The sequence below is a fragment of the Micromonospora sp. NBRC 110038 genome (genome assembly GCF_020884815.1).
Taxonomy (GTDB): Bacteria; Actinomycetota; Actinomycetes; order Mycobacteriales; family Micromonosporaceae; genus Micromonospora; species Micromonospora haikouensis.
The window spans coordinates 259,981-277,911 of the sequence record NZ_BBOL01000004.1; the positions used below are offsets into that span (position 1 = coordinate 259,981).

At 78.0% G+C, this 17,931-nt stretch carries 9 protein-coding genes; all 9 read left to right on the forward strand.

Features of this window, described 5'->3' with window-relative positions:
• Positions 1 to 24: 24 nt before the first annotated feature.
• Genes LPU61_RS16745 through LPU61_RS16785 form a run of 9 tightly spaced genes read left to right on the forward strand, consistent with a single transcriptional unit; the run spans position 25 to position 17,930 of the window.
• On the forward strand, positions 25 to 3,360 hold the full coding sequence (locus LPU61_RS16745; RefSeq protein WP_229405433.1) for a non-ribosomal peptide synthetase: 3,336 nt from the start codon (positions 25 to 27) through the stop codon (positions 3,358 to 3,360).
• Complete coding sequence (locus LPU61_RS16750; protein WP_229405434.1) at positions 3,353 to 4,453, forward strand: TauD/TfdA family dioxygenase; 1,101 nt, start codon at positions 3,353 to 3,355, stop codon at positions 4,451 to 4,453. The genes LPU61_RS16745 and LPU61_RS16750 overlap by 8 nt, the downstream gene beginning before the upstream one ends.
• A complete protein-coding gene (locus tag LPU61_RS16755; protein ID WP_043969599.1) occupies positions 4,450 to 5,466 on the forward strand; it encodes a TauD/TfdA family dioxygenase in 1,017 nt (338 codons plus the stop codon). The genes LPU61_RS16750 and LPU61_RS16755 overlap by 4 nt, the downstream gene beginning before the upstream one ends.
• Complete coding sequence (locus LPU61_RS16760) at positions 5,463 to 10,859, forward strand: non-ribosomal peptide synthetase (RefSeq protein WP_229405435.1); 5,397 nt, start codon at positions 5,463 to 5,465, stop codon at positions 10,857 to 10,859. Before LPU61_RS16755 ends, LPU61_RS16760 begins: the two co-directional genes overlap by 4 nt.
• Entirely contained in the window at positions 10,852 to 11,607 is a 756-nt protein-coding gene (locus LPU61_RS16765; protein ID WP_043968978.1) for a thioesterase II family protein, read from the forward strand. The genes LPU61_RS16760 and LPU61_RS16765 overlap by 8 nt, the downstream gene beginning before the upstream one ends.
• Positions 11,604 to 12,305, forward strand: coding sequence for a thioesterase II family protein (locus LPU61_RS16770; RefSeq protein WP_043968979.1), 702 nt, complete (start codon positions 11,604 to 11,606; stop codon positions 12,303 to 12,305). Before LPU61_RS16765 ends, LPU61_RS16770 begins: the two co-directional genes overlap by 4 nt.
• The gene (locus LPU61_RS16775) at positions 12,302 to 13,168 is read left to right on the forward strand and encodes an SDR family oxidoreductase (protein WP_091283873.1); all 867 of its coding nucleotides are present in this window, start codon (positions 12,302 to 12,304) and stop codon (positions 13,166 to 13,168) included. Before LPU61_RS16770 ends, LPU61_RS16775 begins: the two co-directional genes overlap by 4 nt.
• Entirely contained in the window at positions 13,165 to 16,119 is a 2,955-nt protein-coding gene (locus LPU61_RS16780) for an amino acid adenylation domain-containing protein (RefSeq protein WP_229405436.1), read from the forward strand. The genes LPU61_RS16775 and LPU61_RS16780 overlap by 4 nt, the downstream gene beginning before the upstream one ends.
• Positions 16,116 to 17,930: a condensation domain-containing protein gene (locus tag LPU61_RS16785; protein ID WP_229405437.1), complete on the forward strand. Its 1,815-nt coding sequence runs from the start codon at positions 16,116 to 16,118 to the stop codon at positions 17,928 to 17,930. The genes LPU61_RS16780 and LPU61_RS16785 overlap by 4 nt, the downstream gene beginning before the upstream one ends.
• The last annotated feature ends 1 nt before the right edge of the window (position 17,931 follow it).

Genomic DNA, 17,931 nt, shown 5'->3' on the forward strand with positions numbered 1-17,931 from the left:
GCGCACGACGAATCGCGGGCGGAAGTGACCATCTCCGCCCGGCCCGCCGGACCGGTGCGCCGGGCCGGCGCACCCCGCGTCCCCGACGTCCCGCTCACCGGCGTCTGCCTGCACCGCCTGGTCGAAGCCCAGGTGGAGCGGACGCCCGACGCCGAGGCGGTGCGCGCCGGCGACCGGGCGCTGACATACCGGCAACTCGACGAGGCGGCCAACCGGCTCGCCCGGGTCCTGCTGGCGCACGGCGTCACCGGCCAGGACCGGGTCGGCGTCTGCCTGCCCCGCGACGTCGACCTGGTGGTCGCCCTGCTGGCGGTGCTCAAGGCCGGCGCGGCGTACGTGCCCCTCGACCCGGCGTACCCACCGGCGCGGGTGGCGTTCATGACCGAGGACTCCGGCGCCCGGCTGGTGCTCACCCGCACCGGCCTGGCCGACCGCTTCGGCCGCGCCGCGTTGCCCCTGGACACCCTCGACGTGGCCGCGGCACCCGCCGACCGCCCCGACACCGACGCCGATCCCGCCGGCCTCGCCTACGTCATCTACACCTCCGGCTCCACCGGCCGGCCGAAGGGCGTGGCCATCGAGCACCGCTCCGCCTCGGTGCTGATGGGCTGGACCCGGTCCGCCTTCTGCGCGCAGGAGCTGGGCGGCGTGCTGGCCGCCACCAGCGTCTGCTTCGACCTGTCGGTGTTCGAGATCTTCGGCCCGCTGTGCTGGGGCGGGCGGGTGCTGCTGGTCGACAACGTCCTCGCCCTCGCCGGCCCCGACGCCGCCGCGCTGCCGGTCACGCTGGTCAACACCGTCCCCTCGGCGATGAGCGAGCTGCTCGCCGCCGACGCCCTGCCGGCCGGCGTACGCACCGTGTGCCTGGCCGGCGAACCGCTGACCGCGGCCCTCGCCGCCCGCGTCCTGGCCCGCCCCGGGGTGCGCCGGCTGCTCAACCTCTACGGCCCGTCCGAGGACACCACCTACTCGACCTGGGCGGAGATCACCGCCGACGGGGGCGTACCGCCGATCGGCCGGCCGCTGCCGCACACCCGGGCGTACGTGCTGGCCACCGACGGCATGCCGGTGCCGCCCGGCACCCCGGGGGAGCTGTACCTGGCGGGCGCGGGCCTGGCCCGGGGCTACCTCGACCGGCCGGAGGAGACCGCCGCCCGGTTCCTGCGCGACCCGTTCCGCCCCGGCGAGCGGATGTACCGCACCGGGGACCGGGTCCGGCTGCGCCCCGACGGTCAACTGGAGTTCCTGGGCCGCCTCGACGACCAGGTGAAGCTGCGCGGCTACCGCATCGAACTGGGCGAGGTCGCGGCGGCCCTGGCCGACCTGCCCGGCGTGCGGGAGGCCGCCGCCGCCGTGCGTACCGGGCCCAGCGGCGACCCGCTCCTGGTCGGCTACCTGGTCGGCGCGCGCCGCGACGACGTGCCGGCCCGGCTGCGCGAGCGGCTGCCCGCCCCGCTGGTGCCGGCGACGGTGGTGTGGCTGGACCGGATGCCGACCACCCCGAGCGGCAAGGTGGACCGGGCGGCCCTGCCGGACCCCGAGTGGGAGGCGGCCGACGCGCCGTACCCGACCGCCGCCCTCGACGCGACCCACGCCGCCGACGCCACTCCCGCTGCCGGTGCCGCACCTGCCGCCGACGCGTTCGACCCCGCCGACGCCGGGCTCGCCCGGGAGGTCGCCGCCGTCTGGCGGGACGTGCTCGGCGTGCCGGTCGCCGGGCCGCAGGCCGACTTCTTCGACCTCGGCGGCGACTCCCTGCTCGCCCTGCGCTGCGCGGCCCGGCTCGCGGCGGCCACCGGCGTGCCCGTGCCGCCGGCCGCGCTCTTCGACCATCCCACCCTGGCCGCCCTCGCCGCCCACCTGCGGGCCGCCGCGGTCGCCGCCCCACCGGCCCCGCCCGCCGCCACCCCGCCCGCCACCGGCCCTTCCCGCGCCGACGCCGCCCCGCCCGCCGTCGCCGACGGAGCCGCGCCGCTGTCGGCGGCGCAGCGCCGGCTGTGGTTCCTGCACCAGCTCGACCCGACCGACACCTCCTACCTGGTGTCCTACGTGGTCGAGCTGGACGGCGCCGTGGACCGGGCGGCGCTGGCCCGGGCGCTGCGCCGGGTCGTCGCCCGGCACCCCGCGCTGCGCACCGTGTTTCCCAGCTCCGACGCCGGCCCGGTCCAGCGGGTGCACGACGACCCGCAGGTCGAGCTGGTCCTGGAGCGGCCCGTGCCGGGGGAGCCGCTGGCGGAGCGGGTCGCCCGGGTGGCCGCCGCGAGTGCCCGTACCCCGATGGACCTGGCCGCCGGGCCGCTGCTGCGCGCGCACCTCGTCGCCGACGACCGCCGGCGCCACGCGCTGCTGCTGGTGGCCCACCACATCGTCTGCGACGACTGGTCGTTCAGCGTGCTCGTGCGCGACCTCGGCCGCTGCTACGACAGCGAACGGGAGGCCGCCGTGCGGGTCACCCGGCCCCGCCCGCCGTGGCCGGCGCGGCCCGTGCCGGGGCCGGCGGCGTTCGCGCTGGCCCAGCGGGAGTGGCTGGCCGGCCCCGCCGGCCGCCGCGCCCTGGACGAGGTGGTCGCCGGGTTGCGTGACGCGCCCACCCTGCTCGACCTGGCCGCCCCGGCCCTCGCGTCGCCTCCGCCCGGCCCCGCCGGCTCGCCCACGCGTGCCCCGCGCGCCGCCGACCGCCCGCAGGGGGCCAGCCTGCGGGTGACCGTGGACGCCGCTGACGCCGAGGCCGTGCGGCGGCTCGCCCGCGCCCACCGGGCCAGCCTCTACATGGTCGGGCTGGCCGCGTTCGCCGCCCTGCTCGGCGCCCGTACGGGGCGCACCGACCTGCTCGTCGGCACCGCGTTCGCCGGGCGCACCAGCGTCGCGGCCGAGGAGAGCGTCGGCTGCTTCGTCAACACGATGCCGCTGCGGCTGCGCCCCGCGCCGCGGCGCGGCTTCGCCGACCTGCTCGCCGAGGCCCGCGCCGCCGCGCTGTTCGCCGGCGAACGGCAGGGCGTGCCGTTCGACGCGGTGGTGGAGCGGCTGCGTCCGGCCCGCCACCCGCACCGCAACCCGCTGGTGCAGGTCGCCTTCGGCGTGCAGAACGCCCCGGCGGCCACCTGGCGGGGGGCCCAGGGGCTGGACCTCGCGGGGGTGGAACTCGCGCCGGACGCCGCCCGGCTCGACCTCACCTGCTGGCTCGACGAGCGCCGGGGTGGCCTGGAGGCGCTCTGGACCTACCGCACCGACCTGTTCGACGGTCCACGCGCGCAGGCGTGGCACCACGACTTCGTCGGGGTCCTCCGCCGGGCGGCGGCCGACCCCGCGCGCAGCCTCGCCGAGTGTGTCGACGACTCCTGGGGGACGAGAGATGACTGAGCAGAGCCGGGTGGCGCCGGCCATCGGACGCCGCCGACGGGACCGCTCCCTGGTCGACGTACGCCCCGACTGGCCGGGCGGTCCGCTGCCCGCCCTGGTCGAGGCCACCGTGCCCGACCTGGACCTGGCGGCTTGGCTGGCCGGCAACCGGGACACCGTCGACGAGCTGGCCCGCCGGCACGCCGCCGTGCTGCTGCGGGGCTTCGCCGTGGCCGGTCCCGCCGACTTCCGGGCCGCGATGGCCGCCCTCTCCGACGACGTGCTCAGCTACGGCGAGCGGTCCTCGCCGCGCAGCGAGGTCACCGAGGGCGTCTACACCTCCACCGAACACCCCGCCGACCAGCCGATCGTGCTGCACAACGAGCAGTCGTACACGCTGAACTGGCCGCTGCGGATCGTGTTCTTCTGCGAGACCGAGCCCGCCGCGGGCGGGCGGACGCCGCTGGCCGACAGCCGGCGGGTGCTGGCCCGGCTGCGCCCCGAGACCGTCGCCGGGTTCGAACGCCGTGGCGGCGTGTGCTACCAGCGCAACTACCTGCCCGGGATCAGCCTGTCCTGGCAGACGGCGTTCCAGACCGACAGCCGCGCCGAGGTCGAGGCATACTGCGCCCGCGCCCGCATCGAGGCGCAGTGGGTGGGCGAGGAGCAGCTGCGCACCCGGCAGGTCCGGCCCGCCGTGCGCGAGCACCCGGTGACGGGGGAGCGCACCTGGTTCAACCACGCCCTGTTCTTCCACGTCACCTCCCTGCCCGACGAGGTCAGCGCGGGACTGCGCCGGGCGCTGGCCGAGGAGGACCTGCCCTACCAGACCGCGTACGGCGACGGCACGCCGATCGGCGCGGACGTGCTCGCCGAGCTGCGGGCCGCGTACGCGGCGGAGACCCGGTCGTTCCCGTGGCGGCGCGGCGACGTGCTGCTGGTGGAGAACATGCTGGCCGCGCACGCCCGGGAGCCGTTCACCCCGCCCCGGCGCATCCTCACCGCCATGTCCGACCCGGTCACCGCGCCCGAGCTGGCGGCGGCACCGCCCGACGGGGCGCGGGCGGGCGACGGCGCGACGGCGGGGGCGGCGACCGCCGGGGGCCGGTCGTGAGCGGGCCGGGGCCGCGTCGGCGCGGGGCCGCGCCGGCCGCCGCGCCGGTCACCCGCAGGGTGCTGGTCGACGACTCCTTCGTGCTGCTGGTCGAGGCCGCGGTGGCCGACCTCGACCTCGCCGGTTGGCTCGCCGGCCGCCGCGACGAGCTGCTGCGCGACCTGGACGCCCACGGCGCGGTGCTGTTCCGCGGCTTCGAGGTGGCCACCGCCGACGACTTCAGCCGGGCGGCCCGCGCGGTCACCCCGGACCTGCTCGGTTACCTGGAGCGGGCCGCGCCGCGCACCGAGGTCGCCGACCGGGTGTTCACCTCCACCGAGTTCAACGCCGAGCAGTGGATCCCGCTGCACCACGAGATGTCGTACTCGCACAACTGGCCGACCCACCTCTACTTCTGGTGCGCCCAGCCGGCTACCGGCAGCGGCGGGGCCACCCCGCTGGCCAGCGAGCGGGTGGTGACCCCCCGGATCCCGGCGCAGGTGCGCGAGCGGTTCACCCGCGACGGGGTGTGCTACGTGCGCAACTACGGCCCGCACCTGGACCTGCCGTGGCAGGAGGCGTTCCAGACGACCGACCGGGCGGAGGTGGAGGCCTACTGCGCGGCGTCGGCGACCGAGTTCACCTGGCTCGGCGGCGACGGGCTGCGCACCCGGGCCCGGCGGCAGGCCGTGGCCACCCACCCGCGCACCGGCGAGACGTTCTGGTTCAACCACGCCCACCTGTTCCACAGCTCCAACCTGCCGGCCGAGGTGTCCGCCGCGCTGCTGCGCGAGTACGGCCCCGAGGGGCTGCCACGCAACGCGTACCACGGCGACGGCAGCCCGATCGACGACGAGGTGGTCGCCGGCATCCGGGACCTCTACCGGGAGCACGCCGTGTCGGTGCCGTGGCAGCGCGGCGACGTGCTGGTGGTGGACAACTTCCTCGCCACCCACGGGCGGGAGCCCTTCTCCGGCGACCGGCAGATCCTCGTCGCCATGTCCGACCTCTACGTCAACCGGAGCGTGGTGTGAACGGCTACCGACTCTCCCCGGTCCAGCGGCTCGCCTACACCGGGGCGCGGGAACTCGTGCGGGCCCGGGTCCGGCTCGACCGCCCGCTGGACGCCGCCCGCCTCCAGGCCGCCGTCGATGCGGTGGTCGCCCGGCACGAGGCGCTGCGGCTGACCCTGGTGCACCATCCCGGCCTGCGGGTGCCGCTGCAGGACGTCGACGACGCCCGCTCGGTGACCGTCGGCGCGGCCGGCGAGCTGTCCGTGACCCTCACCGACGACGCCCTGGAGCTGGCCGCCGCCCCGCTGGTCGCCGACCCGGCGAGCCTGCGGCTGGTGCTGGCCGACCTGGCGACCGCGTACGCCGGCGGGTCCCTCGCCGACGACCCGGACGCCCTGCAGTTCCTCGACGTCTCGGAGTGGCAGTTCGACGAGCGGCAGCAGGCGGGCCTGCCGGCGACCCCCGACGTCCCGGCCGCCCGGCTGGTCACCCCGCACGGCGACGACGCGGCCGAGGAGTCGGTGGCCGAGGTGCCGCTGGGCCCGCTGACCGCCGCCGCCGACGCGGCCGGGGTGACGGTGCCCAGCCTGCTGCTGGCCGCCTGGGCGCTGACCCTGTCCCGCCGGGCCGAGCCGCCCGCCGGTGCCGACGACGCCGAGCTGGTGCTGGCCCGCTGGAGCGACGGCCGGCACGCCGACGGCACCGTCGCCGTGGTCGGACCGCTGGGCGGCTACGCGCCGCTGCGGCTGCGCCTGCCGCTGCCGGCCGCGCCGAAACAGCTCCTCGACGAGGTACGCGGCGCGGAGCGCCCCGCCGAGGAGACGTTCCACCTGCTGGAGCCGGTGGGCGTCGACTCCGCGGCGGTGGCCGGCTTCGCCGCCGTGCCGGCCGTCGACCCGGCGACCCTGGCCGCCCTCGGGGCCACCGACGTGCGGGTGAGCGCCCCACCGCCGGTGGGCGGGCCGCACCTGACCGCCGTGCTCGACGCCGGCACGGCGACCCTGCGGGTCACCGGCGGGCGGCAGCTGCGCGAGGGGCTGCTCGCCGTGCTCGGCACCCTGCCCGCCGCGCTGACCGACGGGGCCCCGCTGGCCCTGCTCGGCGCGGCGGAGACGCGCTGGCTGGTCGAGGCCGCCGGGCCGGCGTCCGACGCGCCGACGCGTACCCTCGCCGACCTGCTCCACGGCGGGCTGGCCGCCGCCGACCCGGACGCCGAGGCGGTGGTCGCCGCCGACGGGGCGTACACCTTCGGCGAGCTGCGCCGGCTCGCCGACGGGGTGGCCGCCGGCCTGGTCGAGCGCGGCCTGCACGGCGGCCGGCGGGTCGGGGTGCTGGCCACCCGCTCCCGGGACACGGTGGTGGCGTTCCTCGGCGTGCTGCGCGCCGGCGCGGTGTTCGTTCCGCTGGACCCGGCCGCGCCCCCGCGTCGCCTCGCCGAGCTGGCCCGCGCGGTCGACGCCGGCCTGGTCCTCGGCGACCGGCCCGTGGCGGGCGTGCCGCACGCGGGCGTCGCCGAGCTGGCCGCCACCGCCGCCACCGCCGCGCTGCCCGAGACGCGGCCGACCGACCCGGCGTACGTGATCTTCACCTCGGGGTCGACCGGCACGCCGCGCCCGGTGCTGGTCTCGCACGGCAGCGCCGCGCACCTGGCGCACGCCCTGGAGCGCGTCGTCTACCCCAACGCCCCGGCCGGGGCGCGGGTGGCGGTCAACGCCCCGCTGACCTTCGACGCCTCCGTCAAGCAGCTCGTCCAGCTCGGGCACGGCCGCAGCCTCTACCTGGTGCCGGAGGAGGCCCGCCGCGACGGCGTCGAGCTGGCCGCCCTGCTCGCCGCGCACCGCGTCGACGTGCTGGACCTGACCCCGTCGCAGCTGCGCATCCTGCTCGCCGCCGACGGGGTGGCCGCCGGCCGGGCCGCGCTGCCGGGGGTGCTGCTGCTCGGCGGCGAGCCGGTGCCGGCGGACCTGTGGGACGCCGTGGCGGCCCTGCCCGGGGTGCGCGCGGTCAACCTGTACGGCCCGACCGAGGCCACCGTGGACGCCACCAGCGCCGAGATCACCGCCGGTGACCCGCCGACGATCGGCCGGCCGCTGCCGGGGACGGGGGCGTGGGTGCTCGACGGCCAGCTCCGCCCGGTGCCGCCCGGGGCGGCCGGGGAGCTGTGCCTGACCGGCCCCCAGCTCGCCGACGGCTACCTCGGCGACCCGGAGGCCACCGCCCGCCGGTTCGTGCCGGCGGCGCTGCCGTCGGGCCGCGTCGAGCGGGTGTACCGCACCGGCGACCGGGTGCGCTTCGACGCGCGGGGCCGGCTGACCTACCTGGGCCGCCTCGACGACCAGGTCAAGGTCAACGGCTTCCGGATCGAGCCGGGGGAGGTCGCCGCCGTCCTGCGCGAGCACCCCGGGGTGGCCGACGCGGCGGTGGTGGCCCGCGACGACGACGGGCACGGCGCGCGGCTCGTCGCGTACGTGACGCCCGCCGGGGGTCCGCCGGCGGTCGACGTGGACCGGGTCGTGGGCATCAACCCCCACGAGACCCGCTACCTGTACGACGAGATCTTCCGCCAGCAGGTCTACCTGCGCGACGGGGTGGTGCTGCGGGCCGGGGCGACGGTGTTCGACGTCGGCGCGAACATCGGCATGTTCTCGCTGTTCGTGCACGCCGTGTGCCCGGACGCCACGATCCACGCGTTCGAGCCGGTGCCGTCGGTGGTCGAGGCGTTGCGCCGCAACGTGGCCACCTTCGGGGTGCCCGCCACCGTGCACCCGCACGGGCTCGCGGCGACCCCCGGCGAGGTGGACTTCACCTACTATCCCGGCTACGCCATGATGTCCGGCCACGCCGAGTACGCCGACCCGGCCGCCGAACAGGCCGTCATCCGCCGCTTCCTGGCCAACGAGCGGGACCGGGGCGAGGCCGACCGGGACGCCCTGCTCGACCGGGTCGACGAGCTGCTGACGGAGCGCTTCGCGCCGGACCGGCTCAGCGTGGCCGTCCGGCCGCTGTCCGACGTCATCGACGAGGTGGCCCCCGAGCGCATCGACCTGCTCAAGATCGACGTGCAGCGGGCCGAGGCCGACGTCCTCGCCGGAATCCGGGAGGCGCACTGGCCGCTGGTCGCGCAGGTGGCGATGGAGGTGCACGACGGCGTCGGCACCGCCACCGAGGGCCGCCTCGACGAGCTGATCGCGTTCTTCGAGGAACGCGGCTTCACCGTCCTCACCCGCCAGGACGACCTGCTCGAGGGCACCGACCGGTACACCCTGCACGCGGTGCGCCCCGAGTACGCCGACGACCCCCGCCCCGCGGTGACCGCCGCCCCGGCCGACGGCGAGCCGCTGGACGCCCGCCTCGCCGCCTGGCTGCCCGAGCGGCTGCCGGCGCACCTGGTCCCCGCAGCCGTGGTGGTGCTCGACGCGCTGCCGCTGACCGGCAACGGCAAGCTGGACCGCGCCGCCCTGCCCGCCCCCGAGCGGGGCCGCCGCGCCGCCGGCCCTGGCGTCGCCCCCGCCAACCGGGCCGAGGAGATCCTCGCCGAGGCGTGGCGGGAGGTGCTCGGCCTGGAGACCGTCGGCGTGACCGACAGCTTCTTCGCCCTCGGCGGCGACTCGATCCGCAGCATCCAGATGCAGGTCGCCGCCGCCCGGCGGGGCCTGTCGTTCCGGCTGCGCGACATCTTCGCCCACCAGTCGATCCGGGAGCTGGTCGACCACGGCGAGATCACCCTCGCCGACCCGGACGCCGGCGAGCCGACGGCCGGGGCGGCGCCGGCCGCCGCGTCGCCGGTCGACGGGGCGCGGCCGGTCGACGGCGACCGGTCCACCGGGCCCGCCGCCGCTCGGCCCGAGCGGGGCGCGGACACGCTCCTGGCCGCCGCCGACCGGGACCGGCTGCCCGCGTCGGTGGTCGACGCGTACCCGATGACCGCCCTGCAACAGGGCATGGTCTACCACTGCGAGCTGACCGGCGACCCGGCGATGTACCACAACGTCACCGCGCACCGCGTCGACGCGCCGCTGGACCCGGCCGCGCTGCGGGCCGCGTTCGCCGCGCTGGTGGCCGCGCACCCGGTGCTGCGCACCGGCTTCGCCCTCGACGGGTACGCCGAGCCGCTGCAGCTGGTGCACGCCGACGCGCCCGCCGACGTGCCGGTCGACGCGCTGGCCGCCGCCGACCCGGCCGCCCGCGCGGCCCACGTCGACGCGCTGATCGCCGCCGAACGGGCCCGCCCGTTCGACTGGGAACGCCCGCCGCTGGTCCGGCTGCACGCCGTCGACGAGGGCGCCGACGGGTTCACCCTCGTCGTCGCCGAGCACCACGCCGTCCTCGACGGCTGGAGCCTGGACCTGTTCCTGCGCGCCCTGCTGGCCGACCACGAGCGGCGGCGCGCGGGCCGGCCCGCCCCGCCCGCCCCGGCGGCCCTGCCGCCGCACCACCACGTCGCCGCCGAGCGGGCCGCCCTCGCCGACCCGGCCACCCGCCGGTTCTGGCTCGACGGCCCCGGCGCCGCGCCGCCGCTGCTGCTCGGCGGGCCCGGCCCCCGGATCACCGTCACCCGGCCGGTGCCGCTGGACGACGACGTCACCGACCGGGTCGCCGAGGCGGCGCGCGCGGCCGGGGTGCCGGTGAAGTCGTACCTGCTGGCGGTGCACCTGCGGGCGCTCGGCGAGACCGCCGGCCGCGACGACGTGGTCTCCGGTCTGGTCGTCGGCGGTCGGCCCGAGGGCGCGGGCAGCGACGCCACCCTCGGGCTGTTCCTCAACACCCTGCCGGTCACGGCGACCCTGCGCGGCCGGCCGCTGGCCGAGCTGGCCGGGGACGCCTGGCACGCCGAGCGGTCCCTGATGGGCCACCACCGGTTCCCGCTGGCCGAGATCGTCCGGGCCGGCGGGGCGGGCCCCCGCTTCGACAGCTTCTTCAACTACACCCACTTCCACGCCGACGACCGCGCCGGCCCCCGCGTCGTGACCAGCCGGGTGACCACGGTCGACGTCGGGTTCAGCCTCGCCGTCGACGTGGCGGTGGCTCCCGACACCGGTCGGCTCGCCCTCGCCCTGCAGTACGACGGCCGCCGCTTCGACGCGGACTGGGCCGACCGGCTCGCCGCGACCTTCACCCGGCTGCTGGCCACCGAGCCGACCGCCGCGCTGTCGCCGGCCGGGCCGCCGGCGGACCCGCCCACCGACGCCCGCTCCCGCTGGTCGGCGCGGGTCGCCGGGGCGTGGCGGGACGTCCTCGGGGTGACGCCGCGTTCGGCCGCCACCACGTTCGCCGCCGCCGGCGGGGACTCGCTGCGGGCGCTGCGTCTGGTCCGCACGCTGCGCCAGCGGTACGGCACCGGGCTGACCCTGGCCGAGTTCGCCGACCTGGCCGACTTCGGGGCGCTGGTGGAGCGGGTGGCCCGCGATGGCTGACCGCGACCCGTGGCTGGTGGTCCGCGCGCCGGTGCCCCGCCCCGCGCTGCGGCTGTTCTGCCTGCCCTACGCCGGCGGCAACGCGGGCGCGTTCGAGAGCTGGCGCACCGGGCTGCCCCGGTCGGTCGAGGTCAACGCCGTGCAGTACCCGGGCCGGCGGGAACGCGCCGCCGAGGCCGCCCCGCGCCGGATGACCCCGCTGGTGCAGGCCCTGGAGGCGGCGCTCGCGCCCCACCTCGACCGCCCGTACGCCGTCTACGGCGACTGCCTCGGCGCGTACGTGGCGTTCGAGCTGGTCCGGCGGTTGGCCCGGCGCGGCCACCGGCCCGCCGACGCGCTGGTGGTCTCCTCGGCGGTGCCGCCGCACCGGTCCACTGTCGAGCCGGACTACTCCACCCTGGACGATGCCGCGTTCCTCGCCGAGCTGGTCGCGCTGGGCACCCTGCCCCCGGCGGTGGCCGGGCACCCGGACCTGGCGGCGGCGGCCCTGCCGGCGGCCCGCGCCGACTTCGAGCTGGGCCGCAGCTACCGGCTGCGCGACGCCGACCCGGTGGCCACCCCGGTCACCGTCGTCGTCGGCGACGCCGACCCGCACGTGTCGGCGGTGGACGCGGCGGCCTGGGCCGACCTGACCACCGCCGGCTGCACCACGTTGACCGTTCCCGGCGGGCACGACCTGCTCGCCCGGGCCGACGCCGGGCTGCTGCGCGCCGTCCGGACCGCCCTGACCGGCAAGGAGCCGTCTTGACCCGCACGACACTGCTCTGCTTCCCGTACGCCGGCGCGGGCCCGTCGGTGTACCAACCGTGGCGGCGCGTCGCCCCGCCCGAGCTGGACGTCGTCCCGGTGTCGCTGCCGGGGCGGGAGAAGCGGTTCGTCGAGGAGCCGTACCGCCGCCTGGAGCAGGCGGTCGACGGGCTGCTCGACGAGGTCCTCGAACTGGTCGCGGGCCGCGACCGGGTCGCCCTGTTCGGGCACAGCATGGGCGCGGTGCTCGCCTACGAGATGACCCGCCGGCTCACCGGGGCCGCCGGGGTGGCCGTGTCCCACCTGTTCGTCAGCGGCTCCCCGGACCCGTGGTCCGGGCGCGAGCGCACCGCCGCCGGGCTGCCCGACGACGAGTTCGTCGCCCGGGTGGAGGAGTTCGCCGGGTACACCCACCCGGCGCTGGCCGACCCCGACATGCGGGAGCTGCTGCTGCCGGTGCTGCGCGCCGACGTGGAGCTGCACGAGGCGTACCGGCCGGCGGGGGAGAAGCGCGTCGACGTGCCGGTCACCGCCCTGCGCGGGGCGGACGACACGCTCGTCGCCGACGAGGCGCTCGCCGGCTGGGGGCGGGTCACCTCGGCCACCTTCGCCGTGCGGCGGCTGCCCGGCGGCCACATGTACCTGACCGACTCCCCGGCGGCCGTGCTCGACCTGGTCGGCGCGGAGCTGGCGCGATGACCGACGCGCCGACCCGCCCCGCACCGGTGGTCACCGGCGACCGGCTGGCCGGCAAGACCGCCATCGTCACCGGTGCCGCCCGGGGGCTGGGCCGGTCCTGCGCGGTGACGTTCGCCGCCCAGGGGGCCGACGTGGTCCTCGTCGACCTGGCCGGGGACCTGCCCGGCGTGCCGTACCCGCTGGGCTCGGCGAGCCAGCTCGCGCACACCGCCGACCTGTGCGCCGGGTACGGGGTGGCCGCGTACCCGGTCGAGGCCGACGTGCGGGACCTGGCCGCCGTCCGGGCCGCCGTCGCGCTGGCGGTGGCGCGCTTCGGCCGGGTCGACGTGCTGGTCAACAACGCCGGCATCGCCGCGCCGTCGGGCAAGCCGACGCACGAGATCACCGAGGCCGAGTGGCAGCTCATGCTGGACGTCGACCTGTCCGGGCCGTGGCGGATGATCAGCGCGGTCGGCGAGGTGATGTGCCGCCAGCGCGCCGGCAGCATCGTCAACGTCGCGTCCACCGCCGGGCTGGTCGGCTACCGGCACTTCGCCGGGTATGTCGCCGCCAAGCACGGCCTGGTCGGGCTGACCCGGGCCGCCGCGCTCGACTACGCCCCGCTGCGGGTGCGGGTCAACGCGCTGTGCCCCGGCTCGGTGCGCGACGACCCGCACGTCGAGGGCCGGATGCTCGCCGAGATCGCCCGGTCGCTGGAGGTGCCGGTCGCCGAGCACGAGGAGACGTTCGTGCAGGCCCAGCCGATGAACGCGCTGATCGAGCCCGGCGCGGTGGCCCAGGCGGCGCTCTGGCTCGCCTCGGACGAGTCCGCGCAGGTCACCGGCTCGGTCATCACCGTCGACGGAGGGTTCACCACCCGATGAGCGCCCCGCACACCCCCCACCTGACCGAGGCGGCCCGGTTCTGTCACGCCGCGAGCGCCCGCGTCGCCCCCGACGCCGACGCCGACGGCCTCGCCGAGGCGTACGCCGTGCTCACCCGCCGGCACGGCCTGGCCGGCGGGCGGCTGTGGGTGGAGCGGATGCCGGCCGGGCTGGCCGTGCGCCGCCGCGACGCCGAACTGGCCCGGCCGCTGCCGGTCGGCGGCCCGGACCTGCGGGCGGTGCTGCTGCGCCACGAGGACGGGGCCGACCTGGTGCTGGTCGCCCGCCGGCACGCCGTGGGCCGGCACCGCCTCGGCACCCTGCTGGCCGAGCTGACCGACCCGGCCGCCCCGGCGGTCCCGGTCGTCGTCCCGGGTCGGCTCGTCGCGCCGGGTCGACCCGTGCCCGCCACCACGACCGCCGCGCACCCGGCCGCCGCCGGGAGCGACGGGTCGGAGGCCGACGCCGCACCGAACGCTGCCGCCGCAGACGCCGCCTCCGGCTCCGCCGCCTCCGACGACGTTGCCGACGCCGACGTTGCCGACGCCGACGTTGCCGACGCCGACGTGGACGCCGGGGACACCGGCTGGCTGCGCGGCGACCCCGGGCCGGACCGCCCCGCCGCGCACACCGTCGCCGTGCCGGCCGGGACCGACCTGGCCGCCCTCGTCGCGGCGGTCGGCGCGGTGCTGGCCCGGTACCGGGGCGTGCGCCGGGCCCGGGTCGGCGCGGTCGTCGACGAGCGGCTGGCCGTCGTCGGGGTGCCGGTCGACGGCGGGGCCCGCGACCTGCTCGCCACCGCCGCCGCGACCGGGTCGCCCTGGCCGGCCCCCGGCGGCGCGCCGCCCGCCGGGCTCCTCGACGTCGAGGCCGGCGTGCTCGACGCGACCAGCCCCGCCGACGCGTACCGGCCCTGCCTGGCCCCCCTGTGGCCGCTGACCCTGGCGCTGGCCGGCACCACGCTGACCTGCCACCACCGCACCGCCGGGTGGTCCGGCGACCTGGTCGCGGCGTTCGCCCGCCAGGTCGTCCGGGTGCTCGGGCAGGTCCTCGCCGACCCGGACCGACCGCTGGCCGGTCACGACCTGTTCGACGACGCCGAGCGGGCCGCGATCGTCGCCCTCGGCCGGGGCCCCGGCGGGCCGCCCCCGGCGGTCGACACGATCGCCCACCGCGTCGCCCGGCACGCCAGGCGGCGACCTGACGCGCCGGCCGTGTCCTGCGCCGGCCAACGGCTGACGTACGCGCAACTGGACGCCCGCGCCACCCGGGTGGCCCGCGCCCTCGCCGCGCACGGGGTGGCCCCCGGCGACCGGGTGGGCGTCTGCCTGGACCGGTCGGTCGACCTGATCGCGGTGCTGCTCGGCGTGCTGCGGGCGGGGGCCGCGTACGTGCCGGTCGACCCGGCGTACCCGGCCGAGCGGATCCGCTACACCGTCGAGGACTCCGGCGTCGCCCTGCTCGTCGGCGGTGGCGGGATCGACCCGGCCGGGCTGACCGCCGGGCCGGACGACGCGGCGGGGGAGGAGCCGGCGGCGGGCGGGCCCGACGACACCGCGTACGTCATCTACACCTCCGGCTCCACGGGCCGGCCCAAGGGGGTGTGCGTCCCGCACCGCAACGTGCTCGCCCTCGTGGACGCCACCGCCGGGGACTTCGGGCTCGGCCCGGCCGACGTGTGGACGATGTTCCACTCCAGCGCCTTCGACTTCTCCGTGTGGGAGATCTGGGGCTGCCTGCTCACCGGCGGGCACCTGGTGGTCGTCCCGCACCTGGTCACCCGGTCCCCGCAGGAGTTCCACGCCCTGCTGGCCGCCGAGCGGGTGACCGTGCTCAACCAGACCCCGTCGGCGTTCGCGCAGCTCCTCGACGTCGACCGGCGGGCCGCCGACCGGCTCGCCGTGCGGCTGGTCGTCTTCGGCGGCGAGCCGCTGGACGCCCGGATGCTCACCGGCTGGTTCGACCGGCACCCGGAGCGGGAGTGCCGGGTGGTGAACATGTTCGGCATCACCGAGACCACGGTGCACGTCACCGCGCAGACCCTCGACCGGGGGCTGGCGCTGGCCGGCAGCCGGTCGGTGGGGCGTGCCCTGCCCGGCTGGCGGGTGTACGTGCTCGACCCGGACGGCCGGCTGCTGCCGCCCGGCGCGGCGGGGGAGATCCACGTCGGCGGCGCGGGGGTGGCCGACGGCTACCTGCACCGCCCCGAGCTGACCGCGCAGCGGTTCCGGCCCGACCCGTGGGCGGGCGGGCGGATGTACCGCAGCGGCGACCGGGGCCGGCTGCTGCCCGACGGGCGGCTGGAGCACCTGGGCCGCCTCGACGACCAGGTGAAGGTGCGCGGCTACCGCATCGAGCTGGACGAGATCCGCCAGGTGCTGCTGGACGACCCGGGGGTGCTGGCCGTGGCCGTGGTGGTGCAGACCGGCGTGGAGTCGGCCGACACCCGGCTGCACGCCTACGTCGTGCTCGCCGACCCCGCCGCCGACGCCGAAACGGCCGCCGACGCCGAAACGGCCGCCGGGACCGCCACCGCCGTCGGGGCCCGTGCCGCCACCGGCGCGCTCGCCGAGGTGCGCCGCCGCGCGGCCCGGATGCTGCCCGACTACATGGTCCCGGCGACGGTCACCGCGCTGCCCGCCCTGCCGCTGACCGGCAACGGCAAGCTCGACACCGCCCGGCTGCCCGCCCCGGCCGAGCCGCCCGCGCCGGCCCCCGCGCCCGCCGCCGACGCGGCGTTGGACGAGCGGATCCGGGCGGTGTGGCAGCGGGTCCTCGGCGCGGAGGTCGGGCCGGAGGACAACTTCTTCGACCTGGGCGGCAACTCGCTGCTGGCCCTGCGGCTGCTCAACGAGCTGCGCGACCAGGGCCTCGCCGACCTCACCCCCCGCCACCTGTACGTGCACCAGACCGTGCGCGGGCTGGCCGAGGCGATCGGAGCCGCCCGATGACCCCCGACGTGGACACCCTCGCCCGGCTCTGGCCGCAGGTCGACCGGGTCGCCGTCAAGGACGGCTGCGTGTACGTCGTCGCCGACGACCACCTCGACCCGCTGGCGCTGCGCGGGCAGCTCGCCCGGGAACTGCCCGACGGGGAGCTGCCCCGGCACATCGTCCAGGTCGACTCGCTCGACCCGGCCGACCTGATCGCCCCCGACGACCGGTACGGGGCGTACCAGCCGCCGCGCGACGACACCGAACGGCAGCTCGTGCGGGTGTGGGAGGGGGTGCTGGGGGTGCCCAAGCTCGGCGTGCTCGACGACTTCTACGCCGCCGGCGGGGACTCCCTGGCCGCCGTCGCGCTGGCCGTGGAGGCCCAGCGGGTCTTCGGCACGGCCCTGTCGCCGGCCGCCGTGCTGCGCCACCCGACCGTGGCCGCCCTCGCCGCCGAGGTACGCCAGGCCCGCGCCGCCACGCCGCTGCCCCGGGCCGCCGCCGCGCGGGCGTACCCGCTGTCGCCGCAGCAGCGGCGGGTGTTCCTGGCCCAGTCCCGCGACCCCGCCTCGGTGGCCTACCACCTGCCGCTGCTGCTGCCGCTGCCCGCCGACACCGACGCCGCCCGGCTGGGCCAGGCGCTGCGGCACGTGGTGGCCCGGCACGACATCCTGCGCACCGCGTTCGGCACCGAGGCGGGCCGGCCGGTGCAGCGGGTGCTGCCCGGCGTGGTGTGCGAGCTGCCCGAGGTGGCCCGCGCCGCCGACGAGCCGGTCGCGGTGACCCCGTTCGACCTGGCCGCCCCGCCGCTGCTGCGCGCCGAGCTGCGGCGCACCCCGACCGGGGCGGCGCTGGCCCTGGAGCTGCACCACATCGTCACCGACGGGCTCTCCCTGGCCCTGCTGCTGCGCGAGGTCGACGCCCGCTACGCCGGCCGCGACCTGCCGCCCGTGCCCGCCCAGTACGCCGACTACGCGGTGTGGACGCACGCGCAGGAGCCGCCGGGGCGCGACTGGTGGCTGGCCCGGTTCGCCGACCCGCCCGCGCCGCCGCGCCTGCCCACCGACGCCGACCGCGTCACGGGGCCCGACGCGGGCGACCCGTCGACCGCCGCCGCCGGTGTCGTGGAGTTCGCCGTGGACGCCGCCCGCACCGCCGCGCTGCGCGCGCTGGCCCGCCGCGAGGGCGTCACCCTGTTCCACCTCCTGCTCGCCGGCTACACGACGTTCCTCGCCGCCGCCACGGGCGGCCCCGGCGGGGCCGACGGCGTCGACGTGACCGTCGGCACGCCGGTGGCCGGGCGGGGCGCACCCGGGCTGGATGCCACCATGGGCATGTTCGTCAACACCGTCTGCCTGCGCCACCGGGTCCGCCCCGACGTGCCGTTCCGGGCGCTGCTGGCCGAGGTGGCCCGGGACGCGGTGGACGCCTTCGCCCACCAGGACTTCCCGTTCGACAGCCTGGTCGAGGCGGTGCTGCCGGTGCGCGACCCGCACCGGCACCCGCTGTTCGACACCCTGTTCGCGATGCAGCACGCCGAGGTGGCCCGGGTCGAGTTCCTCGGCCGGCCGGTGGAGCTGGCCGTCGCCCCGACCGGGCAGGCCATGTTCGACCTGGACATGCAGGTCTACGAGCGGCCCGACGGGCTCACCGTGCACTGGGCGTACCACGCCGGGTTGTTCCTGCCGCAGACCGTGCGCGCGTTCGCCGACCTGTACCTCGACCTGCTCGACGCCGTGCTCGCCGACCCGGGCCGCCCGGTCGGCGAGCTGACCGGCGCGCCGGCCCCCGTGGCCGCCGCCCCGACCACCATCGACATCGACCTGTAGC

Bases quoted from the DNA above. Each gene is read 5' to 3' on its own strand.
- LPU61_RS16765 (WP_043968978.1), top strand. From the start codon at position 10,852: ATGGCTGACCGCGACCCGTGGCTGGTGGTCCGCGCGCCGGTGCCCCGC.
- LPU61_RS16750 (WP_229405434.1), top strand. From the start codon at position 3,353: ATGACTGAGCAGAGCCGGGTGGCGCCGGCCATCGGACGCCGCCGACGG.
- LPU61_RS16775 (WP_091283873.1), top strand. From the start codon at position 12,302: ATGACCGACGCGCCGACCCGCCCCGCACCGGTGGTCACCGGCGACCGG.
- LPU61_RS16785 (WP_229405437.1), top strand. From the start codon at position 16,116: ATGACCCCCGACGTGGACACCCTCGCCCGGCTCTGGCCGCAGGTCGAC.
- LPU61_RS16780 (WP_229405436.1), top strand. From the start codon at position 13,165: ATGAGCGCCCCGCACACCCCCCACCTGACCGAGGCGGCCCGGTTCTGT.